Source organism: Paraburkholderia ginsengiterrae, from assembly GCF_001645125.1.
GTDB classification, from domain to species: Bacteria; Pseudomonadota; Gammaproteobacteria; order Burkholderiales; family Burkholderiaceae; genus Paraburkholderia; species Paraburkholderia ginsengiterrae.
In genome coordinates this window covers 47917-72386 of sequence record NZ_LXKA01000349.1, presented here as the reverse complement: position 1 = coordinate 72386, position 24470 = coordinate 47917, and the positions used below count along the sequence as shown (strand labels likewise).

The following is a 24470-nucleotide window of genomic DNA, read 5'->3' as shown; positions in this document are numbered from 1 at the left end:
GCAGCACGCTCGGGAACGGCGCGCAAGGTTCGTTACGTTCCGCAAGCACCCGGCCGGAGCGCGGTCCGCCAGCCGCGCTCCGGCCCTGCCCGACCCTTGCCTGAATCGGGTCGCGCCGCGCCGGCGCCTGTTGCAACGGCGCACTGACACAACCGCACATGGCATCCAGAAGACACAGAGGAGCACACATGTCCAACCATCGTTTTTTTTCTCGCCCTGCGGCGTGCGTGACCGTGTCGTCGTTGCGCGCACCGTTGATCGCCGTGGCGGTCGCCGGCTTGCTCGCGGCCTGTGGCGGCAACACCGTCAGCGCGCCGCCGACCGCGTCAAACACGGGTAGCGGCAGCGGCTCGGGTTCGACCGGCGGCGGCACCACCACCGCCACCGCGGCCGGCACCAGCGGTGTCGCCACCACCGTCGCGCAAACCACGAGCGATCTCGGCAAAACGATCGGCTCGCAGACGATTCCCGGCCTCAGTCCGCAAGTGACCCAAGGGCTCGGCAATACGGTGTCGGGCACGAGCGGCACGCTGAACGCGCTGGCGAACGCCGTGAGCAGCGGCGTCGGCCAGACCGGCAACATCGCCAATCCGGTCGGCACCACGGTCGCCGGTCTCGGCTCCGTGGTCAGCTCGACGAGCGGTGTCGTACAAGGGTTGAGCACCACGGTCGGCGGACTCGGCACCGGCAATCTCGCGCCGCTGTCGCCGCTCACGACGCCGTTGGCCAGCACGCTCTCCACCGCCGCGGGCGCACTGAACGCCGGGGGCGCGACGCTCGGCAACTCGCTGGCCTCCGTCCCGGTGCAGCAGATCACCCAGCCGCTCAGCACCGCAATCACACCGATCGTAGCGACCGCCGGACTCGTCACGCAGACGGTCGGCACCCAGACCGGCCTCGGCGCGCCGGTGGGCGGCATGCTCGCGCAGGTCGGCGGCGCATTGAACACGGCCGGCTCGCAAGTGGGCGCGACCACCCAGAACCCGGTCGGCGCCGATGTCGGCACGCTGGTCAGTTCGCTCGGCAACACGGTGACGAACGCAGGCGGTCTCGTCAATCCGAACGGCCCGAATGGTGCGAACCCGATTCCCGGACTGATCACGAGCCTCGTCGGCAGCACCAACACGAACGTTGCCAATGGGCCGCCCGCCAGCAGCAATCCGTTTGGCCCGCTGCAAAGCTCGCTCGCGAGTCTCGGTCTCGGCAGCAATCCGCTCGGCTCGCTGTCGACACTGCTCGGCGGCACGCCGCTGGCCGGTCTGACGTCGGCGCTCGGCAGCACGCCGCTGGGTTCGCTCACCTCCGGATCGACCGGGTCGCCGTTGAGCTCGCTGACGTCGGGCCTGGGCGGCACGCCGTTGGGCTCACTGACTTCGGTACTCGGCGGCACGCCGTTGAGCTCGCTGACGTCCACGCTGGGCGGCACGCCATTGGGCTCGCTGACCACGGCACTGGGTGGCACGGGCGGTAGCGCATCGAATCCGCTGTCCACGCTGACCGGCGCGCTTTCCGGCGCCACGAGCGGCACGTCGGGCGCCAACGGCCAGGTGCTCGCGCCGGTGACCGCGCTGGTCGGCCAGTTGACCGGCACGCTTGGCGCGGCGGCCGGCTCGACCGGCGGCTCAGGCAGCGCGACCGGTGGCGTGTCGACTCTGCTCGGCGGTTTGTTGCCGGTGAGCCACAAGTAGTTAACCCGAGCGCTTCATCGCTGTCGCATTCAACCGTCATCTGGCGGGACGTGCCGTACACCGTCTCGCCAGATAGCGCATGAAACAGCGAGTTAAGCAGTACGCATAAAAAAACCAACTCATCACGTGCTTCGCGCGGGTTCCCACAGCATTCAAGCCCCGCGGAGCAGGTGACGTAATACATGCAAGCATGGCAGTATGCGTCGAGCCAAACATAAGCGAGCGCAACCCGCCCGGCCAGGCGGCACGCCCGCAACACAAGAACGGCATACGAGGAAAATCCGATGAAACTCGGGTATGGCAGTAAATGGACCTTCGCGCTCGCGGCGCTCGCAGCGAGCGCCATGCAGATGGCAGCACACGCACAGTCCCGCCCAGCCGCGGCAGTCGGCGGTAATCCCATGGATTCGCTGCCGCAGATCAAGGCACCGGACAAAGGTCCGAACGTGACCGTGCAAGTCGCGCCGCAAGCACCCCAGCTCGAAGCACTGCTCGCCCGCCACGTCACGCCAACGCGCGTGCAGGTCGAGGGCGTGAAATCCATTCCGTTCGATGAAGTCGCGCAGCGCTTCACGCCGCTCGTCGGCAAGGACACGACGATCGGCGATCTGATCCAGGTCGCCAACGGCGTCACGAAGCTCTATCAGGATCGCGGCTTCGCGCTCTCTTTCGCATTCATTCCGGCGCAAACCTTCGAAGGCGGCGTCGTGCGCGTGACGGTGGTGGAAGGCTACGTATCGGCCGTCAAGGTCACGGGCAAGGCCGGCGCCGTCGAAGACAAGATCCGCGCGATCGCCGATCACATCACCGCCGACCGCCCGTTGCGGCGCGCCACCTTCGAGCGTTACGTCAACGTGCTCGGCTTGCTGCCAGGGGTGAAGGTCGCGGCCAACGTGCCGCCGCCGCAGAACACGGACGGGGCCACCACGCTCGAACTGAACGTGGACCGCAAGCCGTTCGACGTCAGCATGGGGATCGACTTCAATCATCCTGGCGTGCAGGGCTTGCTGACCGCCACCGAAAACGGACTCACTTCGTTCGGCGAACAGTTGAGCGTATCGGCCTTGCTGCCGAAGGGTCGTGACAACGTCACCTATCTCGCCGCGCACGGCGCGGTGCCGATCGGCAGCAACGGGCTGGTGGGCAAGATCGACGCCACGCACTATCGCGGCAATCCGACCGACAATCCCGGCCTGGACCCTTCGGTGCAACGCACGGTCATCAACGACAAGGTCAGCGGTTCGCTCGCCTATCCGATCCTGTTGAGCAACACGCGGAGCGTGATCGGCACCGCCACCGTCTACGCGTCGCACGACGAGGACCGCTATAACAATCAGCAGACCGGCGCCCAGATCGGCTTGCGCTCGCAAGTGCGCGTGATGCAGTTGCAGGCCGACTACACCAGCGTGGAAACCGGCCAGGTACGCCGCGCGAGCATCAATGTGGCGAAGGCATTCGACATCCTGGGCGCGTCGAAATCCGGCGACTCGAACGTGCCCGGCTCGCCGGTGACCAATCCGGCGTCGATCAACTTCGTACGGACCGGGGCAACTTTCTCGCAAACCAACGAATGGCCGCTGAAGATCGGCACCGCGGTCTCGCTCACGGGTCAGTACAGCCCCGTGTCGCTGCCGACCTCGGAACAGATTTCGTTCGGCGCGCAGCGCTTCGCACAGGGCTATCAGCCGGGCGAGGCGTCGGGCGATTCAGGCTGGGGCGCGATATTCGAAGTCAACCGTGCGTTCACGCAGGGCTTCACCTATCTGCGCACCCTGACGCCGTACGTCTCGTTCGACATGGCACGCGTTTACCTGCATGCGGGCACACCATCGCCTTCGAAGCTTTCCTCGATTGCTTTCGGCTTCCGGATTTCGGACGCGAAGTATTACAGCCTGGATCTGTCGGTGGCCAAAGCAATCGGCGACGCACCGGTGGAAAGCGCGTCGCGCAGTCCGCGCATCAACGCGACGTTCTCGTACCAGCTGAACTGATTCGCCAGCGCGCCGCATCCTGATTAGAGGTTCCACTATCAAACGGCGCGCGAAGTTTCACGTATTCTGCGCTGACGATGCACGACGGGCGGCGCGCAGATTGCAAGCCGCGGGTCGAACACAAGGTAGGACCTGAGGGGCCACACAGGCATTACGGCGGCGGCAGTCCAACGCCGCCCGAGATGCCGATAACGCCGCGCGACCACGATCGCGCTGTCTTTAATCAAGGAGGAAGACAATGATGCAATTCACGCAACGCGCGCGCGCAATCGCGCTTCGCACAGCCAAACATGCCGCCGTAGCCGGCGTACTGCTCGCCAGCGCCGTGACGGCCATGGCACAGGCCGACAGCCCGATCGGCACTTGGCAAACCATCGACGACAGCACCGGCCAGCCCAAGGCACTCGTGCAGATTTCGCAGGACGGCAGCGGTGCGCTCAGCGGCAAGGTTATCAAGGGACTCGGCGCGAATGACCAGCCGGATCGCCGCTGCACCGCGTGTACGGACGCGCGCAAGGATCAGCTGATTCTCGGCATGACGATCATCAACGATATGAAAAAGGATGGCGACGCCTGGGACAACGGGCAAATTCTCGACCCGGAGAACGGCAAGGTCTACAAGTGCAAGATGCACCTGGAAGAAGGTGGGAGCAAGCTGGTGGTGCGCGGGTATATCGGCGTTTCGCTGCTGGGCCGCTCGCAGACGTGGATTCGTCAGCAATGACGCGCGACTAGTGCAGGGGTGATGTGCGGGGGTGACTCCGCTATGCGCCTGCCAAGGCGGACTCGGTTCCGCCAAGGCGCCGCGGCGATTGGCATAAAGCCCGCGACAACGTCAGAACAAACGGCCGGCGATTACAATCGACCGGCCGTTTTTTTGTGTGAAGACGTGAGTTTGGAACGGTCATGCCGCGTTTTTGAAGGGCGAGTTGAACGCGAACGGTGACGACGGAAGCGGTTTGGCCGGCGGCAGGCTAAATACCGCGGGCGCCGCAACCGGAGCCTTTTCTGCGTCAACACTCTTCTGTTCCACGGCCACGTGCGTACGCATGCGCGCTTCCATCAGGCTGCACAGTTCCACGCTCGCTTCGCCAAACAACTGCTCCATCACGCGCTTGAGCACGCCGGATTCGTACCATGCCTTGAAGCGGCGATGGCAGGTTTGGTAGGACGGGTATTTGCGCGGCATGGCGGACCACGTGGCGCCGCTAAACATCACCCACAGCACGCCGTTGAGCACCGAACGGGTATTGGCGAGCGGGCGGCCGCGCAGCTCGGAGCGCGGACGCAATTCGGGAAGCAGCGGCGCGATACTTTGCCATTCGTCGTCACTGATATCACGGTAGGGATTCATGGTTTCTCCTTCGTCAGAACCTTGACAAAAGATATCCAGTCGTCCGCAGCCGGAATATAAGACCAATCCGAATCTTGAAAATGCGTTGGTCGACGGCGCCTCGTCGGCTATCGGAATGTGATCTATCGCAAAAGCACTGCCGGGCGCGTCACGCGGCCGCTCAGGTCAGCGACGTGTCAACGATCCGGCGCGGCGCATCGAGGTATTCCTTCGATTGCATTTCGACGATGCGCGACACCGTGCGCGTGAATTCGTTGGCCATGGGACCGTCGAGGTACAGTTGCTCGGGCGGCACCGCGGCGGACATCAGCAATTTCACCTTGTGGTCGTAGAACACGTCGATCAGCCACGTGAAGCGGCGCGCTTCCGAAGCCATGCGCACCGACATCTGCGGCACGCTGGAGAGAATCACCGCGTGAAAGCGGCTCGCCAGTTCGAGGTAATCGTTCTGCGAGCGCGGACCGCCGCACAGCGTGGCGAAGTCGAACCATACGACACCGTCAGCGCGGCGCAACGCTTTCAACTCGCGCTTTTCGATATGCAGGATCGGACTTTCGTCGGGGACCGCGGCGAGGCGCGCAAACGCGTCGCGTAGCGCCTTGTCGGCAACTGCACCAAGCGGTGTGTGATACACCTCCACCTGGGCCAGCGTGCGCCGCCGGTAGTCGATGCCCGCGTCGACGTTGATCACGTCGAGTTTGTCCTTGATGAGATCGATGGCCGGCAGCATCCGGTCGCGGTGCAGGCCGTCCGGATACAGCGTGTCCGGATCGTAGTTGGACGTCATGACGAACTGCACGCCGTTCTCGAACAGCTTGTCGAGCAGGCGGTACAGGATCATCGCGTCGGCGATGTCCGAGACGTGGAATTCATCGAAACAGATCAGCCGGTAGCGTTTCGCGATCTTGCGCGCGAGTTCGTCGAGCGGGTCGGCCTGGCCTTTCAGTTCTTCCAGTTCCCGGTGCACCTCGCGCATGAACTCGTGGAAATGCAGACGCGTTTTGCGCTGCACCGGCACGATCATGTAGAAGCTGTCCATCAGGAAGCTCTTGCCGCGCCCTACGCCGCCCCACATGTACACGCCGCGCGGCAGGTCTGGGTGAATCAGCAGTTTCTTGAACGCATTCGAGCGGCGCGATTTGTACTCGACCCACTCTTCGTAGCACCGCTGCAGGCGGTCGACTGCCGCGCGTTGCGCCGGGTCCGATTGGTAACCCCGCGTCTGCAGTTCTTTCTCGTAGTATTCGGTGACGTTCATCGTGTTGCTGCAAAAAGAAAGGCGGGAGGGAATGAACCCGCCCGCCTTCGTGGTGATGCCAAAGTTGCGTTCAGTCAGGCGTGCGCGTGATTACATGTTCAGCGCGCGCTTGTCGACGGCGAGTGCCGCCTCGCGCATGACTTCCGACAGCGAAGGGTGCGGATGGCAAATGCGGCCGATGTCTTCCGACGCCGCCTTGAATTCCATCGCCACCACGGCTTCCGCGATCAGGTCTGACGCGTTGGCCGAGATGATGTGCACGCCGAGCAGTTCGTCGGTCTTCGCGTCGGCGATCATCTTGACGAAACCATCCGCCTTGTTGATGCCGAGCGCGCGGCCGTTCGCCATAAACGGGAACTGGCCCGTCTTGACTTCGCGGCCTTCAGCCTTCAGTTGCTGTTCGGTCTTGCCGACCCACGCGATTTCCGGTTCCGTGTAGATGACCCACGGCACGCAGTTGTAGTCGATATGCGGTTTCTGGCCGTCGATGATTTCGGCCACCAGCACGCCTTCGTCTTCAGCCTTGTGCGCGAGCATCGGGCCGCGCACCACGTCGCCGATCACGTACACGTTCGGCACAGCCGTCGCGCAGTGGTCGTCCACGTCGATGAAGCCGCGTTCGTTGGCCTTCAGGCCGATCGCTTCGAGACCGAGGTTGTCGGTATTCGGCACGCGGCCGATCGACACGATCAGGCGGTCGGCTTCGAGCGTCTGCGCGTTGCCGTCCTTGTCCGTGTAAGCGATCGTGACGCTGTTGTCGGTCGTCGTCACCGCGCCGACCTTCACGCCGACTTGAATGTCGAGACCCTGCTTCTTGAACTGCTTGGCCGCTTCTTTGGCGAGCGCCTGGTCAGCCGCGCCGAGGAATTCCGGCAACGCTTCGAGCACGGTCACTTCCGCGCCCAGACGGCGCCACACCGAGCCCAGTTCCAGACCAATCACGCCTGCGCCGATCACAGCCAGCTTCTTCGGAGCCGTGTCGAAGCTCAGTGCGCCTTCGTTGTCCGCGACGATCTTGTTGTCGACCGGAATGCCCGGCAGGTGGCGCGCCTTCGAACCCGTGGCGATGATCACGTTCTTGGCCGTGACCACTTCGGTTTCGCCTTCGCCGCTGACTTCGATCTGCACGCCGGCGTCCGTCTTGCCGGTGAACTTGCCATGGCCCTTGAGCCACGTGATCTTGTTCTTGCGGAACAGGAACTCGATGCCCTTGGTCATCTTCTCGACGATGCCGTCTTTGCGGGACATCATCTTCGCGATATCGACCTTCACGTTTTCCACGGAGATGCCGTGGTCGGCGAGGTGATGCGATGCGTTTTCAAATTCTTCCGACGACGCGAGCAGCGCCTTCGACGGAATGCAGCCCACGTTCAGGCACGTGCCGCCGAGCTTCAGCGTGCCGGCCGGGTTCTTCCATTTTTCGATACATGCGACGGTCTTGCCGAGCTGCGCTGCACGGATGGCAGCGATGTAACCGCCAGGGCCTGCGCCGATCACGACGACGTCAAATTCTTTGGACATGACAATCCTTTTGATGGCGGAACGGCGCGCGGCCACGCTTCGTGGCGCGCGGGGTTCCAGTACTACGGAATGCGAAAGACGTTGTGCCTGCTTATCGCTGGCTTGATGCTCCGGGCTTGGGACTTATATGGCGCCGGCTTGAAGGCCAAGCCGGCGCGGGCCAAACCGGGGCTTACAGGTCGAGCAACAGGCGAGCCGGGTCTTCCAGCGCGTCCTTCATGGCGACCAGCGACAGCACTGCTTCGCGACCGTCGATGATCCGGTGGTCGTAGGACATCGCCAGGTAGTTCATCGGGCGGATCACGATCTGGCCGTTTTCGACCACAGCGCGTTCCTTCGTGGCGTGCACGCCGAGAATCGCCGATTGCGGCGGGTTGATAATCGGGGTCGACAGCATCGAGCCGAACACACCGCCGTTCGAGATCGAGAACGTACCGCCGGTCATTTCTTCGATCGACAGCTTGCCGTCTTTAGCCTTCTGGCCGAATTCGGCAATCTTCTTCTCGATGTCTGCGAGGCTCATCTGATCCGCGTTGCGCAGGATCGGCACCACCAGACCGCGCGGCGAACCGACGGCGATACCGATGTCGAAGTAGCCGTGATAGACGATGTCGTTACCGTCGATCGACGCGTTCACCAGCGGGAACTTCTTCAGCGCGTGCACAGCCGCCTTCACGAAGAACGACATGAAGCCGAGCTTCACGCCATGTTCCTTTTCGAACTTGTCCTTGTACTTGTTGCGCAGATCCATCACCGGAGCCATGTTCACTTCGTTGAACGTGGTCAGGATTGCATTGGTTTGCTGCGACTCGAGCAGGCGCTCGGCGATACGCGCACGCAGACGCGACATCGGCACGCGCTGTTCCGGACGGTCCTTCAGCCATTGCTCGGCCGATGCCGGAGCCTTGACTTCCGGCAGCGACGGCTTGGCAGCCTTCGCGGCGGCCGGTGCCGGTGCGGCCTTGGCAGGCGCCGGGGCGGCTTGACCAGCGGTCAGCACGTCGCCCTTGGTAATGCGGCCGTCGCGGCCCGAGCCTGCGACGTCGCCCGACGACAGGCCTTTTTCTGCCATCAGCTTGCCGGCAGCCGGCGAAGCGACGGTGCTCGCACCCGTTGCGGATGCGGCTTGCGCGGCAGGAGCCGCGGCCGGTGCCGGAGCGGCGACCGGTGCGGGCTTCACTTCGGCTTCGACGGCAGCGGCGCCTGCCGTGCCTTCGGTGTCGATCTTCGCGATCACCTGATCTGCAACGACGGTGTCACCGTCGTTCGAGATGACTTGCGCGAGCACGCCGGCCGAGGGTGCCGGCACTTCGAGCACGACCTTGTCGGTCTCGATTTCGATGAGAATTTCGTCTTGAGCAACAGCCTCGCCCGGCTTCTTCTTCCACTGCAGCATGGTGGCTTCCGAGACCGACTCGGAGAGCTGGGGGACTTTGACTTCAACAATAGCCATTATGAGTATCCTGAATACGTATCGGGTGGCGGCGCGCGATCTATCGACCCGACGACCGCCTGCGAACCTCGAATGCCGCGCCTGATCCGTCAGACGCGGCATGGGAAAGCGCTGTGCGCTTTCCCGATCCGGTTGTTATTTAGCGATCGACGAGCTCTTGAGACGGCCGAAAGCGCCTTCGACCAGCGCCTTCTGCTGTTCGTAGTGCTTCGCGTAGTAGCCGACTGCCGGGGAGGCCGAAGCCGGACGTCCGCTGTATGCCAGCTTCTGACCGTCCTTCATGCCTTCCTTCAGGTGGTGCTCGATGTAGAACCACGGGCCCTGATTCTGCGGCTCGTCCTGCACCCAGACCACTTCGGTCGCGTTGTCGTACTTCTTCATTTCCGCTTCGAACTGCTTATGCGCGAACGGATAGAGCTGTTCGATACGGATGATCGCGACGTCGTTCGACTTGGCTTCGCGGCGATGCGCGACGAGGTCGTAGTACACGCGGCCCGAGCACGCGATCACGCGCTTGACCTTCTTCGCGTCGATGGCGTCGTCCACTTCGCCGAGGATCGGCTGGAACGCACCCTTCGCCAGCTCGGACAGATCCGACACGGCTTCCTTGTGACGCAGCAGCGACTTCGGCGTAGCGACGATCAGCGGCTTGCGGAACAGGCGGATCATCTGACGGCGCAGCAGGTGGAAAATCTGCGCCGGCGTGGTCGGCTGAACGACCTGCATGTTGTGGTCTGCGCACAGTTGCAGGAAACGTTCGATACGTGCCGACGAGTGCTCCGGACCCTGGCCTTCATAGCCGTGCGGCAGCAGCATGGTGAGACCCGAAACACGGCCCCACTTCACGTCGCCCGACGAGATGAACTGGTCGATCACGACTTGCGCGCCGTTCACGAAGTCGCCGAACTGCGCTTCCCACGCCACGAACGTATTCGGTTCCGCCGTCGAGTAGCCGTATTCGAAGCCGAGCACCGCTTCTTCCGACAGCACCGAGTCGATCACCGTGAACTTCGCCTGACCTTCGGCGATGTTCTGCAGCGGCACGTACGTGCCGTCGTTCCAGCGTTCACGGTTCTGATCGTGCAGCACCGCGTGACGGTGCGTGAACGTGCCGCGGCCCGAGTCCTGACCGGTCAGGCGCACTGCATAGCCCGAGGCGACCAGCGACGCGAACGCCAGGTGTTCGCCCATGCCCCAGTCGAGCTTGGCTTCGCCGCGGCCCATCGCGCGACGGTCGTTGATGACGCGCTCGACCAGCGGGTGAACCTTGAAGTTTTCCGGAATCGTGGTGACGCGCTCGGCGAGGCGCTTCAGCTCCGCCAGCGGCACAGCCGTGTCGGCCGCGTCGGTCCACTTGCGGTTCAGGAACGGCACCCAGTCCACCGCGTACTTGCTCTTGTAGTTCGAGAGCACCGGGTCGACCGTGTGATGGCCTTCGTCCATCGCCTTGCGGTAGGCCTTGACGAATTCGTCGCCCTCTTCCGCCGTGATCACGCCTTGCTGCACCAGCTTTTCAGCGTACAGCGCGCGCGTGCCCGGGTGCTTGGCGATCGTCTTGTACATCAGCGGCTGCGTGACCGCCGGCGTGTCCTGCTCGTTGTGACCCAGCTTGCGGAAGCAGACGATGTCGACAACGACGTCCTTGTGGAACTGCATCCGGAAGTCGATAGCCAGCTGCGTAGCCAGCACGACCGCTTCAGGATCGTCACCGTTCACGTGCAGCACCGGCGCTTCGATCATCTTGACCACGTCCGAGCAGTACAACGTGGAGCGCGAGTCGCGCGGGTCCGACGTCGTGAAGCCGATCTGGTTGTTGATGACGATGTGCAGCGTGCCGTGCGTGCCGTAACCGCGCGTTTGCGCGAGGTTCAGCGTTTCCATCACGACGCCCTGGCCCGCGAAGGCCGCGTCGCCGTGGATCTGCACCGGCAGCACTTGCAGGCCGGTGTCGTCGCCGCGACGGTCCATACGGGCCTTGGCCGAACCTTCGACCACCGGGTTGACGATTTCGAGGTGCGACGGGTTGAACGCGAGCGACAGGTGAACCGGGCCGCCTTCGGTCGAGACGTCCGACGAAAAACCCTTGTGGTACTTCACGTCGCCGGCCGGCAGATCGTCGTGGTGCTTGCCTTCGAATTCGGCGAACAGGTCAGCCGGCATCTTGCCGAGCGTATTGACCAGCACGTTCAGACGACCACGGTGGGCCATGCCGATGACGATTTCCTGAACGCCGTTGGCGCCGCCGTGACGCACGACTTCGTCCATCGACGCGATGAAGCTTTCGCCGCCTTCGAGCGAGAAACGCTTCTGGCCGACGTACTTGGTGTGCAGGAAGCGCTCGAGACCTTCTGCGGCCGTCAGGCGATTCAGGATGTGCTTCTTCTTCTCTTTCGAGAAATTCGGCGTGGAGCGGATCGATTCGAGCTTCTCTTTCCACCAGCGCTTCTGTTCCGGATCGCTGATGTACATGTACTCGGCACCGATCGTGCCGCAGTACGTGTCGCGCAGGGCCTGAACGATCTCACGCAGCGAAGCGCGCTCGAAGCCGAAATACAGATTCGTTGCGCTGAACTCCTGGTCCATATCGGCTTCAGTGAAGTCGTAGAACGCGGGTTCGAGTTCGGGGATAGCGGGACGTTCGCGGCGCTTCAGGGGATCGAGATTGGCCCATTGCGAGCCGAGGAAGCGATATGCGCCGATGAGGGACTGCACATAAACCTGCTTGCGGGAGGTCGCGAGATCTTCGCCGCCGGCCGCCGTGCGCGGGATGAAGGCGTTAGCCTTGGCCCGTTGAGCAAACGATTCGACGATCGGGCCATGGGCCACGTCGTTGGCATTGCTGCCATCCGATGCAGGGACGTTCTGCAACGCGTCGAAATAGCTGCGCCAGTTCTCGGGCACTGACGCCGGATTATCGAGATACGCTTCGTACATTTCTTCTACGTACGGAGCATTGCCGCCGAACAGATAAGAGTTCGACTGGAATTGCTTCATCATTTTTACGCTCACCTTTCTTCGAGCTTCTCGAGAAATAGCGGGTTACAGAACCTTCCGCGACACGGCCTGACCGTTTAGCGGATTGCGCGAATCAAGTCTTGCTTGGAAGGACCTAAAACTTTGCACCCGGGGAGCATAGCACAGAACGGATAGTGCAGATAGCAGACGGATTGCCGCTCAAGCCCGCCGCATCGGGCTTTCGGGCGACGTTCGCGACTTGCAACAGTGTTCTGCGGGAAACGGGGCCAAACGGGACAAAACAGAGCGGGACCCGCCGCCAACGGCTTGCTACGCTGCTTGCGCCCAGAAACGGCAAAAGCCGCCCGGAGGCGGCTTTTGCACGACTGACGGAGCGCACCGGCGCGAGCCGGCGCCTGCTTATCAGTCCACCGCGCCCTTGCGGCTCGCGCTGCGGCGCTCGTGTTCCTTCAGATAGCGCTTGCGCAGACGAATCGACTGCGGCGTGACTTCGACCAGCTCGTCGTCGTCGATGAACTCGACCGCGTATTCCAGCGACATCTGGATCGGCGGCACGAGGCGCACCGCTTCGTCCGTACCCGACGAACGCACGTTGGTCAGCTGCTTACCCTTGATCGGGTTCACGACCAGGTCGTTGTCACGGCTGTGAATACCGATGATCATGCCTTCGTACAGCGGCTCGCCCGGCGACACGAACATACGGCCGCGATCCTGCAGCTTCCACAGCGCGTATGCAACTGCCGCGCCGTCGTCCTGCGAGATCAGCACGCCGTTGCGGCGCTCGCCCACTGCGCCTTCCTTGACCGGCTGGTACGAATCGAACGTGTGGCTCATCAGGCCCGTGCCGCGCGTGAGCGTCAGGAATTCCGACTGGAAGCCGATCAGGCCACGCGCCGAAATACGATACTCAAGACGCGTACGGCCACGGCCATCCGACGCCATGTCGAGCATTTCGCCCTTGCGGCGGCCCAACTCTTCCATGACACCGCCCTGGTGGCCGTCTTCCATATCGACGGTCAGGTTTTCGTACGGCTCGTGCTTCACGCCGTCGACTTCCGTCATCACCACGCGCGGACGCGACACGGCCAGCTCGTAGCCTTCACGGCGCATGTTTTCGACCAGAATGGTCAGGTGCAGCTCGCCGCGACCCGCTACTTCGAACGTGGTTTCGTCGCCCGTTTCTTTCACGCGCAGCGCGACGTTGTGGTTCAGTTCCTTCATCAGGCGGTCGCGAATCTGACGGCTCGTGACGAACTTGCCTTCGCGGCCGGCCAGCGGCGACGAATTGACGAGGAAGTTCATGGTCAGCGTGGGTTCGTCGACGGTGATCATGGGCAACGCTTCCGGCTGTTCCGGTGCGCAGATGGTCACGCCGATACCGATTTCTTCGATACCGTTGATCAGCACGATGTCGCCGGCTTCAGCCGAGTCGACCTGCACGCGCTCCAGCCCCTTGAACGACAGGACCTGATTGATCTTACGGTTCAGGATCGCGCCGTCGGGACCCGAACGCACGGCGACTGCCATGCCCGGCTTGATCGTGCCGCGGGTGATGCGGCCTACGCCGATACGGCCGACGTACGACGAGTAATCCAGCGACGTGATCTGCAGTTGCAGCGGCGCTGCCGGATCGGCCGGGCGGACCGGCACGTGTTGCAGCACGGCTTCGAACAGCGGGCGCATATCGCCTTCACGCACGTCCGGCGTCAAGCCCGCATAGCCGTTCAGACCCGACGCGTACACGATCGGGAAGTCCAGCTGCTCGTCGGTTGCGCCCAGCTTGTCGAACAGGTCGAAAGTCTGGTTGATCACCCAGTCGATCCGCGCGCCAGGGCGATCCACCTTGTTGATCACCACGATCGGCTTCAGACCGAGCGCCAGCGCCTTCTTGGTCACGAAACGCGTTTGCGGCATCGGGCCTTCGACCGCGTCCACCAGCAGCAGCACCGAGTCGACCATCGACAGCACGCGCTCCACTTCACCGCCGAAGTCGGCGTGGCCCGGCGTGTCGACGATGTTGATGTGGGTGCCTTCGTACTCGACCGCGCAGTTCTTCGACAGGATCGTGATGCCACGTTCCTTTTCAATGTCGTTCGAGTCCATCACGCGCTCGACAACCTGCTGGTTGTCGCGGAACGTGGCGGTCTGGCGGAGGAGCTGGTCGACGAGCGTGGTCTTGCCGTGGTCGACGTGAGCAATGATGGCGATATTGCGTAGGGCGCGGGTCATAGGAAACCTGGAGACAGTTGGAGTGCGCCGCTTGCTTACCGCTTGCGTATGCCGGTTATTGGCCGCTTATGGGCCAACTACTGAGTTCAACCACGACAAGCCCAAAGCGCACTTTTGGGAACCCAATATTGTAGCACGCACAAATGAAGCTATCTGGTATTCCCTGATGGAGCGGCCTTACCTTGCCTCGTGACGCATGCGAAATAACGTCGAACCATGTCGGCGAAACCCTACGCGAAAACGCATGGATTACATCTTGAGCGGGAAAAGATCCTTGCCTAAGCTGTAATAACACTTGTCGCGTCAATCAACGGCCAACTATAATCCTGCCTAGTCAACCATTGCATTCGCACGAGAATCATGACAGAGCCGACCTCTACACCCGCGCCGGAAATCAGCGAGTATCAACTGGGCGAAAGCGTCGGCTATCTGATCTCCCGGGTGAAATCGACCCTGTCCAATCTGGTCACGCAGCGCAGCATGGCCGAGTTGGGCATTACCAGCCAGCAAGGCAGCATCCTGTTCATGGTGGCAAGCGGCAAATGCCTGCTGGCGGCCGAGCTGGCGCGCGAGTACGGCATCGACGCGAGTGCCGTGACGCGTCTGGTCGACCGGCTGGAGAAACGCGGCCTGCTGACCCGGGTGCGCAGCAACGAGGACCGGCGGGTCGTACGCCTCGCGCTGACACCCGAAGGTCACGCTATCGCCGCCAAAATGCCGGCTATTTTCAACGGCGTGCTGGACAGCCTGCTGGGTGGCTTCACCCCCGAAGAAGTGGGGTTTCTGAAGAGCATGCTGCGCCGCGTGCTGGTTAATTCGGGCGAACAAGCGGGACTAACCCGTGATGCAGCAAGCAATTTTGACAGTAAATCGTAATAAATTGCTTGCAGTGTCCATCATTACATTCCACTCAAAGAGTCGAGCGATGAAATCCCTTTCCCTGTCCGCGTCTGCTCTTTCGAGCCGGGGCGCTGTCGCCGCCGCGGTGACGGCGCTCGCCCTCACGGGCTGCGCGAACTACTTCGGTTTGAAAAGCGACAAGCAGATATCGTCGCCGGCTCAGTATGAGTCCGCCCAAAGCCTGCCCGGCCAGGGCGGCCAGTGGCCCTCGCTCGACTGGGCCAATCAGTTTGGCGATCCGCAACTGCCCAAGCTGATCGCGGAAGCACTGGAAGGCAGCCCGTCGATTGCCCAGGCGCAGGCGCGCATCGCCAAGGCGTCGTCGTACATCGAGAGTTCGCGCTCGGCGCTGTATCCGAAGGTCAACGGCAGCTATTCGTGGACCCGCGAAATCTTCTCGGCCAACTCGCTCTACCCGCCTCCGTACGGCGGCACGTGGTATAGCGAGAACAACGCGCTCGCGAGCGCGTCCTGGGACCTCGATCTGTGGGGCAAGAACCGCGAGCGTCTCGGCCAGGCCGTGTCGCAGGAAAAGGCCGCCGAGGCCGACATGCAGCAGGCGCGCGTCACGCTCGCCGCGGCGGTGGCCAGCACGTATAACCAGCTCGCGCAGCTGTATGCGTTTCGCGACATCGCCGCGCGCGAAATCGCCAACCGCCAGGATATCAGCCGCATCACCAATGGCCGTGTCAGCGCTGGCCTCGACACCAACGTCGAGCGGGAAACCGCGAACGGCAACATCGCGACCAGCCAGGCGAATTTGACCGACCTCGACGGCCAGATCACCGTGGCGCGCTACCAGTTGGGCGCGCTGCTCGGCAAGGGTCCGGACCGCGGCTTGCAGATCGCCGAGCCCAAGCTGACCAAAGGCGATACGGTCACGTTGCCGAACAACCTGCCGGCCGACCTCGTGGCGCGCCGCGCGGATATCGTCGCCGCGCGCTGGCAGGTCGAAGCCGCGATGCACGACGTGAAGGAAGCCAAAGCCGAATTCTTCCCGGACGTGAACCTCGCCGCCGGCTTCGGTTTCGACGCTTTCGGCTGGGGCCGTTTCCTTCAATTCAGCAGCCGCCAGATGCAATTCGGGCCGGCCATTCATCTGCCGATCTTCGACGCCGGCGCACTGCGCTCGCAACTGAAGGGGCGTTACGCCGACTTCGACCTGGACGTGGCGAACTACAACCAGACGCTGATCAACGCGCTCTCCGACGTCGCGACGCAAGTGTCGTCGATCCGTTCGATCGACCAGCAATCGGGTGACGCCCAACGCGCGCTCGACGCCTCGACCAAGGCGTATCAGCTGGCCGTGATCCGCTACAAGGCCGGTTTGTCACCGCAGTTGCAGGTGTTGACCGCCGACCAGAACCGCCTCTCCGCCGAACAGACGGTGACCAGCCTGAAGATGCGCCGCCGCGATCTGCAGATCGGCCTCATCAAGGCGCTGGGCGGCGGTTTCGACGCGACGCAGACCGGCCTCGTGGTGCCGACCGATGCCCCGGCATCGGCGGCCACTGCATCGGCCACTGCCGCGACCGCCGCGGCAAACTGAGCGCGCCACGCATCCCGTCGAACCCACGCACGAACATCCGAATAAACGACGCGTTTTGAAAGAACCCGGAGCACATCAATGAGCACCCCCCAACAGCCCGCGGCTAACACACAGCCGGCACAATCGGCGAACAACGGCAAACGCAAGCGGATGATGACGCTGCTCGTCATCGTGATCCTGATCGCCGCGATCGCTTATGGCCTGTACTACTTCCTCGTCGCACGCTTCCATGAGGACACCGACGACGCGTATGTGAACGGCAATGTGGTGCAGATCACGCCGCAAGTCACCGGCACCGTGGTCGCCGTGAACGCGGACGACACGCAGACCGTCAAGGTCGGCGACCCGCTCGTCGTGCTCGATCCGGCCGACGCCCGCGTCGCGCTGGAACAGGCCGAAGCGAATCTGGCGCAAACGGTGCGCCAGGTGCGCGGCCTCTTCGCCGACGACAATCAATACGAGGCGCAAGTCGCCCAGCGCGAGTCCGATCTGTCGCGCGCCCAGGACGACCTGAAGCGCCGCCTGACGGTGGCGCAAACCGGCGCCGTGTCGCTGGAAGAAATCTCGCACGCCCGCGACGCCGTGAAGAGCGCGCAAGCCTCCGTCGACGCCGCCCAGCAGCAGCTGGCGTCGAACCGCGCGCTGACCGCCAACACCACGATCGCCAGCCATCCGAACGTGCAGGCCGCCGCCGCGAAGGTCCGCGACGCGTATCTGAACAACGCGCGCAACACGCTGCCGGCGCCGGTCACGGGCTACGTCGCGAAACGTTCGGTGCAAGTCGGCCAACGCGTCTCGCCGGGCACCCCGCTGATGGCGATCGTGCCGCTCGGCGGCGTATGGGTCGACGCGAACTTCAAGGAAGTGCAGCTCAAGCACATGCGCATCGGCCAGCCGGTCGAACTGACGGCCGACGTGTATGGCTCGTCGGTGGTGTATCACGGCAAGGTGGTCGGCTTCTCGGCGGGCACGGGTTCGGCCTTCTCGCTGCTGCCCGCGCAGAACGCGACCGGCAACTGGATCAAGGTGGTGCAGCGTCTGCCGGTGCGGATCGCCCTCGATCCGCAGGAACTTGAAAAGCATCCGCTGCGCATCGGCCTGTCGATGCAAGCCGACGTCAGCATCAAGGACGACAACGGCGGCCAGCTCGGGCAAGCGCCGAACACGGTCTACCAGACCGACGTGTTCGCGAAGTACGGTGACGAAGCCGACGCGGAAATTGCCCGGATCATCGCGCAAAACGCAGGTCCGAACGGCGGCACGCAGAAGTCGGCACAGTCGTCGACCCAATCGTCGGCCAAATCGGCCGCGACGAAGCCTGCAGCGAAGTTGATGTAAGCGGCACGACGACTCACACAAGGCTTCCTTAATGGCTCAGGCTCAGGCGCAAGTCCCTCATCCTCCGCTCGAGGGCGCGCAACTGGTGATCGGCACCATCGCGGTGTCGCTCGCCGTCTTCATGAATGTGCTCGACACGTCGATCGCCAACGTGTCGATTCCATCGATTTCCGGCGACCTCGGCGTATCGTCCGACCAGGGCACGTGGGTGATCACGTCGTTTGCGGTCGCCAACGCGATCTCGGTGCCGCTCACAGGCTGGCTCACCGACCGCGTCGGCCAGGTGCGGCTGTTCATGGCGTCGATCGTGCTGTTTGTGATCTCGTCGTGGATGTGCGGTCTCGCGCCGACCCTGCCGTTTCTGCTCGCTTCGCGCGTGTTGCAAGGCGCGGTGGCCGGGCCGATGATCCCGCTCTCGCAAACGCTGCTGCTTGCCAGTTATCCGCGCGCCAAGGCGCCCATGGCCTTGTCGATGTGGGCGATGACCACGCTGATCGCGCCAGTGGCGGGCCCGATTCTCGGCGGCTGGATCTCGGACAACATTTCGTGGCCGTGGATCTTCTACGTCAACATTCCGGTTGGCATCGTGGCCGCCATGGCGACGTGGATGATTTTTCGCAACCGCGATTCGGTCATCAGAAAAGCGCCGATCGACGGCGTCGGTCTCGGCTTGCTGATCGTCTGGGTCGGCTCGCTGCAGGTCATGCTCGACAAGGGCAAGGACCTCGACTGGTTTTCGTCGACCACGATCGTGGTGCTGGCGCTGGTCGCGGTCGTCGCGCTTGCTTTCTTTATAGTGTGGGAGTTGACTGCCGACCATCCGGTGGTCGATCTCTCGCTCTTCAGCCGGCGCAATTTCACCAGCGGCACGATTGCGCTGTCGATCGGCTACGGCCTCTACTTCGGCAACCTCGTGCTGCTGCCGTTGTGGCTGCAGACCGATATCGGCTACACCGCCACCGAAGCCGGTCTCGTGATGGCGCCGGTCGGCATGTTCGCCGTGCTGCTGTCGCCGATCACCGGCAAGGTGTTGCCGCGTACCGATCCGCGCTATATCGCGACGCTGTCGTTCCTCGTGTTCGCGTTGTGTTTCTGGATGCGCTCGCGCTATACGACCGGCGTCGATACTTACTCGCTGCTGGTGCCCACGCTGATTCAGGGTATCGGTATGGCTGGCTTCTTCATCCCGCTCGTGTCGATCACGTTGTCGGGCTTGCCGGGCCAGCGAATTCCGGCGGCATCGGGCTTGTCGAACTTCGTGCGGATCATGTGCGGCGGCATCGGCACGTCGATTTTCCAGACGGCGTGGGATCACCGCACCATCATGCATCACGCGCAACTGGCCGAGCAGGCCAGTGCGTATAACCCGGTGTTCGATCAGTCGATCCGGCAGATGGGCGCGGCGGGCTTCAATCAGCCACAGGCGTACGGGCTGTTCAATACGATGGCGACCCAGCAGGCCGCGCAGTTGGGCGTGAACGATCTGTTCTTCGTGTCAGCCGGGATCTTTGTCGCGCTGATCGCGCTGATCTGGATGGCGAGGCCCGAGCGCGCAGGCGGTGACGCGGGTGCCGCGGCTGCGGCGGCGCACTAAGGGTGCATTGCGGCGTTCGCTGCGGCCGCGCTTGCTCGAGGAGCGGCGCGCCGCGGCGGCGAGTTCAACCGGCCGCTGTCACCACCAGCCGTTCTGGCGCCAGCACACCCTCACCCGGTTTCGCGACACCGAGCAGCCGGCCTTGCGCCGCGTAGACACGCACGCGCGATGCGTTGGCCGCTTCGTCGCTGATCTCCAGTTCGGAAAGTTTCAGCCGCTGGCCGTGCAGGAAGCGGCGCGTCGCATCGTCATCCAGACGCACGAGCGGAAACGTCGATAGCAACGCATCCACCGGTTGCAGCCACGCATCCCGTTCACTTTCTGTCGCGTCGGACAACGCGTCGAGCGTCACCGAATTTTCGAGCGTCAGCGCGCCGACACCGGTACGCCGCAACGCCACCAGATGCGCGCCGCACCCCAGCGCTTCGCCGATGTCCTCGGCCAGCGTGCGCACATACGTGCCCTTGCTGCACGTCACGCGAAACGTCACGTCCGGCAGCGTGCAAGCGAGCAGTTCAAGCGCGTGAATCGTCACCTGCCGCCCTTCCCGTTCGACCGTCTGGCCGGCGCGCGCATATTCGTAAAGCGGCTTGCCGTCGCGCTTGAGTGCGGAATACATGGGCGGCACCTGGACGATATCGCCGAGGAATTGGCCGAGCGCCGCCTTGACCGCCGCCTCGTCGCAGGTCACGGCGCGCGTGTCGATCGCTTCGCCTTCGGCGTCGCCGGTGGTCGTGCGAATACCGAGGCGCATGATGGCCTCATACGTCTTGTCGGCTTCGAGCAGGTCTTGCGAAAACTTGGTGGCTTCGCCGAAGCAAAGCGGCAGCAAGCCGGTCGCCAGCGGATCGAGCGTGCCGGTGTGGCCCGCCTTTTTCGCCAGATAGAGACGTTTCGCGCGAATCAGCGCGTCGTTGCTCGACAGGCCGAGCGGCTTGTCGAGGAGCAGCACGCCGTCGAGCGCGCGACGCGGCACGCGGGGGCGTTGAGGTGCGGTCATGTCAGAAAGACGAAATCGTCGAGGGGTACGGAAACCAGCATTGAGCGCATCACCGCTTGAGTCTGGCAACGAAAGCTACCGCCAGCATGCTGACGGGGCGCGCTCAGTCTTCCTTCGCGCGGTTGGCGTTGGCTTCGTCGATCAGCTTCGACATCTCGACAGCGCGCTCGATCGTCTGATCGTAGTGGAAATGCAGCGTCGGCACGGTATGGATGTGCAGGCGCTTGAACAACTGATTGTGCAGGTGGCCGGCCGCGTGCGTGAGCGCTTCCTGCGTCTGCTGCGGGTCGCCCGTCAGCGTCGTGAAATAGACCTTGGCGTGCGCGTAATCCGGCGTCAGCTCGACGCTCTGAATCGTGACGATGCCAATGCGCGGATCCTTGACCTCGCGCAGCAACTCGGACAGATCACGCTGGATCTGATCGGCGATCTGCACGTTGCGATTGGGAGAAGTACGTTTTTTAGGCATGGTGTTGTGTGATCCGTTCGAACGGATGCTAAAAAGTGGTTCGCGCGGCAGCGGGTTTCGTCCGGGCGATATTCAGGCAGGCCAACTGGACAACAACCCGAACGCGGGCGCGAAACGGCGGCCCCAAAAACAACGGGCGGAGCGGGCGTTAAAGCCCGCTCCGCCCCTAGAGCCGTGCCGCGTGAATTACAGCGTACGCGCGACTTCGGTGACCTCGAAGACTTCGAACTGATCGCCTTCGACGATATCGTTGAAGTTCTTGATCGACATACCGCACTCGAAGCCCTGACGGACTTCCTTCACGTCGTCCTTGAAGCGCTTGAGCGAATCCAGCTCGCCCGTGAAGATGACGACGTTGTTGCGCAGTACGCGCACCGACGACGAGCGCTTGACGAAACCGTCCGTGACCATACAGCCGGCCACCGCGCCGATCTTCGGTACCTTGAAGACCTGACGCACTTCGACCGTACCCGTCACGACTTCGCGCTTCTCCGGTGCCAGCATGCCCGACATCGCAGCCTTCACTTCATCTACTGCGTCATAGATGATGTTGTAGTAGCGAATATCGACGCCGTTGGTTTCCGCCAGCTTGCGCGCCTGTGCATCCGCACGGGTGTTGAAGCCGATGATGACCGCCTTCGAAGCCGTAGCGAGGTTGACGTCCGACTCGCTGATGCCACCCACGGCGCCGTGCACGATCTGCACGCGGACTTCGTCGGTCGACAGCTTGAGCAGCGACTGCACCAGCGCTTCCTGCGAACCTTGCACGTCGGCCTTGACGATGAGCGGCATGTACGCCACTTCGCCTTCGCCCATCTGTTCCAGCATGTTCTCGAGCTTCGCGGCCTGTTGCTTGGCCAGCTTGACGTCGCGGAACTTGCCTTGACGGAACAGCGCGACTTCACGCGCCTTGCGCTCGTCCGGCATGACGATGACTTCTTCGCCAGCTTGCGGGACTTCCGACAGACCTTGAATCTCAACCGGGATCGACGGGCCTGCCGACTTGGTCGGCTTGCCGGTTTCGTCGAGCATGGCTCGCACGCGACCGTAAGCGCTGCCTGCCAGCACCACGTCGCCGCGGTTCAGCGTACCCGATTGGACCAGGATCGTTGCAACCGGACCCTTACCCTTATCGAGCTTCGCTTCGATGACGAGACCCTTGGCCGGCGCTTCGACCGGTGCGGTCAGTTCCAGCACTTCGGCTTGCAGCAGCACGTTTTCGAGCAGGTCGTCGATGCCCGCGCCAGTCTTCGCCGACACCGGCACGAACGGCGAATCGCCACCGTACTCTTCCGGCACGACGCCTTCGGCGACCAGTTCCTGCTTGACGCGCTCCAGATTCGCATCCGGCTTGTCGATCTTGTTGATCGCGACGACGAGCGGCACGCCGCCTGCCTTCGCGTGAGCGATAGCTTCCTTGGTTTGCGGCATCACGCCGTCGTCGGCGGCCACCACCAGAATGACGATGTCGGTTGCCTTGGCACCGCGAGCACGCATTGCCGTAAACGCTTCGTGACCCGGCGTGTCGAGGAACGTGATGACGCCGCGCGGCGTTTCGACGTGATACGCGCCGATGTGCTGCGTAATCCCGCCCGCTTCACCCGCTGCGACCTTCGCGCGGCGAATGTAGTCGAGCAGCGAGGTCTTGCCGTGGTCGACGTGGCCCATGACCGTAACGACCGGCGGACGCGGCAATGCTTCCGCATCCGACACTTCGCCTTCGACCAGCATGGCTTCCGGATCGTCCAGCTTGGCCGCCACCGCGTGGTGACCCAGTTCCTCGACGATGATCATCGCCGTTTCCTGGTCCAGCATCTGGTTGATCGTGACCATCTGGCCGAGCTTCATCATCGACTTGATGACTTCCGAGGCCTTCACCGCCATCTTGTGCGCCAGATCGGCGACCGTGATGGTTTCCGGCACGTGCACTTCACGCACGATCGGTTCGGTCGGCGCCTGGAAGGTGGTCTGTTCCTGATGCTTGCCGCGCCCCTTGGGGCCGCCGCGCCAGCCACGATCGACACCGCCGCTCGAATCGCCACGCGTCTTGATGCCGCGGCGCTTCGCTGCGTCGTCCTGCCAACCGCCCTTGCCGCCCGGCTTTTTCTTGTCGCCGGCGGAAGGCGCAGCCGGAGCAGCCGGCGCCGCTGCAGTGGCCGGCTTGCGCGCGGCCGGCCGTGCCGGCGCCTCGCCCGCCGGACGCGCCGGCTTGTGCAACGTACCTTTGGCTTCCGCGGCCTTGGCCGGTTCAGCGGGCTTCGGTGCCGGCTCCGGCGCCTTGACCTGCGCCTTGCGCGGCGTGTTCATCATTTCGCGAATCGCGCGCGCTTCGGCTTCCGCCGCGGCACGGCGCTTGGCGATTTCTTCCTGTTCCGCGCGCGCTTTCTCGGCAGCCTGACGCGCTGCGTCTTCCGCCTTCTTCGCGGCTTCGCGTTGCGCGGCACGTTCCGCGGCTGCGCGCTCGTCGTCCTGCTCGGCTTCCTTGGCAGCCACCGGCTCCGCAGCAGCCTTCGCGACAACCGGTTCGGCCTTCACGGCTTGCGCTGCCTGCTGCTGGGCCTTCTCGCGAGCCGCCGCCTCGGCCGCAGCCGCTGCGCGCTTCTTCGCCGCTTCTTCTTCCGCGCGGCGGCGCTCGGCTTCAGCAGCCTCTTCGCGCGCCTGACGTTCGGATTCTTCGCGTTCGAGCTGTTCCTGACGCGCCTTCAGCTCCTGAGCCTGCTTTTCGAGCAGCTCGGCTTCGTGACGAGCTTCCTCTTCACGGCGCTGGAGTTCGAGGTCGTCGACCTCGGCGGCTTCGGCCACATGATTCGATGCATCGCCGCCTTCAGCGGCGGATTCGTCGCGGCGGACGAAAGTGCGCTTCTTACGCACCTCGACCTGAATGGTGCGAGCTTTACCCGTCGCGTCGGATTGCTTGATCTCCGACGTATGCCGCTTGGTCAGCGTGATCTTGCGCTTGTCCGCATCAGTCGAGCCGTGAGACTTGCGCAAGTGGTCGAGCAGACGCGCCTTGTCCGTTTCGGACAAGCTGTCGTCTTCACTCGCTTTGGTGACGCCTGCTGCCTGCAGCTGCTCAAGGAGCACGCCTGCTGGCATCTTCAGTTCCGCGGCAAATTGGGCTACGTTGTTACTCGCCATTCATTCCTCTTA

The 24470-nt window shown here is 63.4% G+C and carries 15 protein-coding genes and 1 pseudogene; 7 read left to right on the top strand and 9 right to left on the bottom strand.

Annotation, left to right across the window (positions count from 1 at the left end; genetic code table 11):
• The first annotated feature begins 188 nt into the window (after nt 1-188).
• The 3 genes from A6V37_RS30355 (at nt 189) to A6V37_RS30345 (ending at nt 4403) form a co-directional block, all read left to right on the top strand.
• Nucleotides 189-1688, top strand: a complete 1500-nt coding sequence (locus A6V37_RS30355; RefSeq protein ID WP_064286654.1) for a collagen-like triple helix repeat-containing protein — start codon at nt 189-191, stop codon at nt 1686-1688.
• A gap of 284 nt (nt 1689-1972) precedes the next feature.
• The gene (locus A6V37_RS30350; protein ID WP_064269699.1) at nt 1973-3679 is read left to right on the top strand and encodes a ShlB/FhaC/HecB family hemolysin secretion/activation protein; all 1707 of its coding nucleotides are present in this window, start codon (nt 1973-1975) and stop codon (nt 3677-3679) included.
• Between the two features lie 238 nt (nt 3680-3917).
• On the top strand, nt 3918-4403 hold the full coding sequence (locus A6V37_RS30345) for a DUF2147 domain-containing protein (RefSeq protein ID WP_064269698.1): 486 nt from the start codon (nt 3918-3920) through the stop codon (nt 4401-4403).
• A 180-nt stretch (nt 4404-4583) separates the two neighbouring features.
• Here A6V37_RS30345 and A6V37_RS30340 read toward each other — a convergent pair whose 3' ends face one another.
• The 6 genes from A6V37_RS30340 to typA form a co-directional block, all read right to left on the bottom strand.
• Nucleotides 4584-5033, bottom strand: a complete 450-nt coding sequence (locus A6V37_RS30340) for a transposase (protein ID WP_064269697.1) — start codon at nt 5031-5033, stop codon at nt 4584-4586.
• Between the two features lie 160 nt (nt 5034-5193).
• Entirely contained in the window at nt 5194-6291 is a 1098-nt protein-coding gene (gene zapE, locus A6V37_RS30335; protein ID WP_064269696.1) for a cell division protein ZapE, read from the bottom strand.
• A gap of 90 nt (nt 6292-6381) precedes the next feature.
• Entirely contained in the window at nt 6382-7812 is a 1431-nt protein-coding gene (lpdA, locus tag A6V37_RS30330; RefSeq protein ID WP_064286653.1) for a dihydrolipoyl dehydrogenase, read from the bottom strand.
• Nucleotides 7813-7984: 172 nt separating this feature from the next.
• Nucleotides 7985-9265, bottom strand: a complete 1281-nt coding sequence (gene odhB, locus A6V37_RS30325) for a 2-oxoglutarate dehydrogenase complex dihydrolipoyllysine-residue succinyltransferase (protein WP_064286651.1) — start codon at nt 9263-9265, stop codon at nt 7985-7987.
• Between the two features lie 135 nt (nt 9266-9400).
• Entirely contained in the window at nt 9401-12262 is a 2862-nt protein-coding gene (locus tag A6V37_RS30320; protein WP_064286649.1) for a 2-oxoglutarate dehydrogenase E1 component, read from the bottom strand.
• A gap of 381 nt (nt 12263-12643) precedes the next feature.
• On the bottom strand, nt 12644-14470 hold the full coding sequence (gene typA / locus A6V37_RS30315) for a translational GTPase TypA (protein ID WP_064269692.1): 1827 nt from the start codon (nt 14468-14470) through the stop codon (nt 12644-12646).
• A gap of 360 nt (nt 14471-14830) precedes the next feature.
• Between typA and A6V37_RS30310 the strand changes: the two genes are divergently transcribed.
• The 4 genes and pseudogenes from A6V37_RS30310 to A6V37_RS30295 form a co-directional block, all read left to right on the top strand.
• Complete coding sequence (locus A6V37_RS30310; protein WP_064269691.1) at nt 14831-15346, top strand: MarR family winged helix-turn-helix transcriptional regulator; 516 nt, start codon at nt 14831-14833, stop codon at nt 15344-15346.
• Between the two features lie 49 nt (nt 15347-15395).
• Complete coding sequence (locus tag A6V37_RS30305; RefSeq protein ID WP_064286647.1) at nt 15396-16919, top strand: efflux transporter outer membrane subunit; 1524 nt, start codon at nt 15396-15398, stop codon at nt 16917-16919.
• 78 nt (nt 16920-16997) lie between these two features.
• Nucleotides 16998-18257 (top strand): EmrA/EmrK family multidrug efflux transporter periplasmic adaptor subunit, encoded by a 1260-nt coding sequence (locus A6V37_RS30300; protein WP_064269689.1) that lies wholly within the window; start codon nt 16998-17000, stop codon nt 18255-18257.
• Nucleotides 18256-19851: pseudogene (locus A6V37_RS30295) on the top strand (DHA2 family efflux MFS transporter permease subunit); the annotation flags it as partial. The gene A6V37_RS30300 and the pseudogene A6V37_RS30295, both read left to right, overlap by 2 nt.
• 64 nt (nt 19852-19915) lie before the next feature.
• Here the strand turns inward: A6V37_RS30295 and truB are convergent.
• The 3 genes from truB to infB all read right to left on the bottom strand — a co-directional run bounded on the left by truB (nt 19916) and on the right by infB (nt 24458).
• Nucleotides 19916-20851 carry a tRNA pseudouridine(55) synthase TruB gene (gene truB, locus A6V37_RS30290; protein WP_064269687.1) on the bottom strand — a complete coding sequence of 312 codons (936 nt, stop codon included), beginning with the start codon at nt 20849-20851 and terminating at the stop codon, nt 19916-19918.
• Nucleotides 20852-20954: 103 nt separating this feature from the next.
• A complete protein-coding gene (gene rbfA, locus A6V37_RS30285) occupies nt 20955-21320 on the bottom strand; it encodes a 30S ribosome-binding factor RbfA (RefSeq protein WP_064269686.1) in 366 nt (121 codons plus the stop codon).
• Nucleotides 21321-21506: 186 nt separating this feature from the next.
• Nucleotides 21507-24458, bottom strand: coding sequence for a translation initiation factor IF-2 (gene infB, locus A6V37_RS30280; RefSeq protein ID WP_064286643.1), 2952 nt, complete (start codon nt 24456-24458; stop codon nt 21507-21509).
• Nucleotides 24459-24470 lie beyond the last annotated feature (12 nt).

Coding starts and splice junctions, on each gene's coding strand:
- A6V37_RS30355 (WP_064286654.1), top strand. CDS start 189: ATGTCCAACCATCGTTTTTTTTCTCGCCCTGCGGCGTGCGTGACCGTG.
- A6V37_RS30350 (WP_064269699.1), top strand. CDS start 1,973: ATGAAACTCGGGTATGGCAGTAAATGGACCTTCGCGCTCGCGGCGCTC.
- A6V37_RS30345 (WP_064269698.1), top strand. CDS start 3,918: ATGATGCAATTCACGCAACGCGCGCGCGCAATCGCGCTTCGCACAGCC.
- A6V37_RS30340 (WP_064269697.1), bottom strand. CDS start 5,033: ATGAATCCCTACCGTGATATCAGTGACGACGAATGGCAAAGTATCGCG.
- zapE (WP_064269696.1), bottom strand. CDS start 6,291: ATGAACGTCACCGAATACTACGAGAAAGAACTGCAGACGCGGGGTTAC.
- lpdA (WP_064286653.1), bottom strand. CDS start 7,812: ATGTCCAAAGAATTTGACGTCGTCGTGATCGGCGCAGGCCCTGGCGGT.
- odhB (WP_064286651.1), bottom strand. CDS start 9,265: ATGGCTATTGTTGAAGTCAAAGTCCCCCAGCTCTCCGAGTCGGTCTCG.
- A6V37_RS30320 (WP_064286649.1), bottom strand. CDS start 12,262: ATGATGAAGCAATTCCAGTCGAACTCTTATCTGTTCGGCGGCAATGCT.
- typA (WP_064269692.1), bottom strand. CDS start 14,470: ATGACCCGCGCCCTACGCAATATCGCCATCATTGCTCACGTCGACCAC.
- A6V37_RS30310 (WP_064269691.1), top strand. CDS start 14,831: ATGACAGAGCCGACCTCTACACCCGCGCCGGAAATCAGCGAGTATCAA.
- A6V37_RS30305 (WP_064286647.1), top strand. CDS start 15,396: ATGAAATCCCTTTCCCTGTCCGCGTCTGCTCTTTCGAGCCGGGGCGCT.
- A6V37_RS30300 (WP_064269689.1), top strand. CDS start 16,998: ATGAGCACCCCCCAACAGCCCGCGGCTAACACACAGCCGGCACAATCG.
- truB (WP_064269687.1), bottom strand. CDS start 20,851: ATGACCGCACCTCAACGCCCCCGCGTGCCGCGTCGCGCGCTCGACGGC.
- rbfA (WP_064269686.1), bottom strand. CDS start 21,320: ATGCCTAAAAAACGTACTTCTCCCAATCGCAACGTGCAGATCGCCGAT.
- infB (WP_064286643.1), bottom strand. CDS start 24,458: ATGGCGAGTAACAACGTAGCCCAATTTGCCGCGGAACTGAAGATGCCA.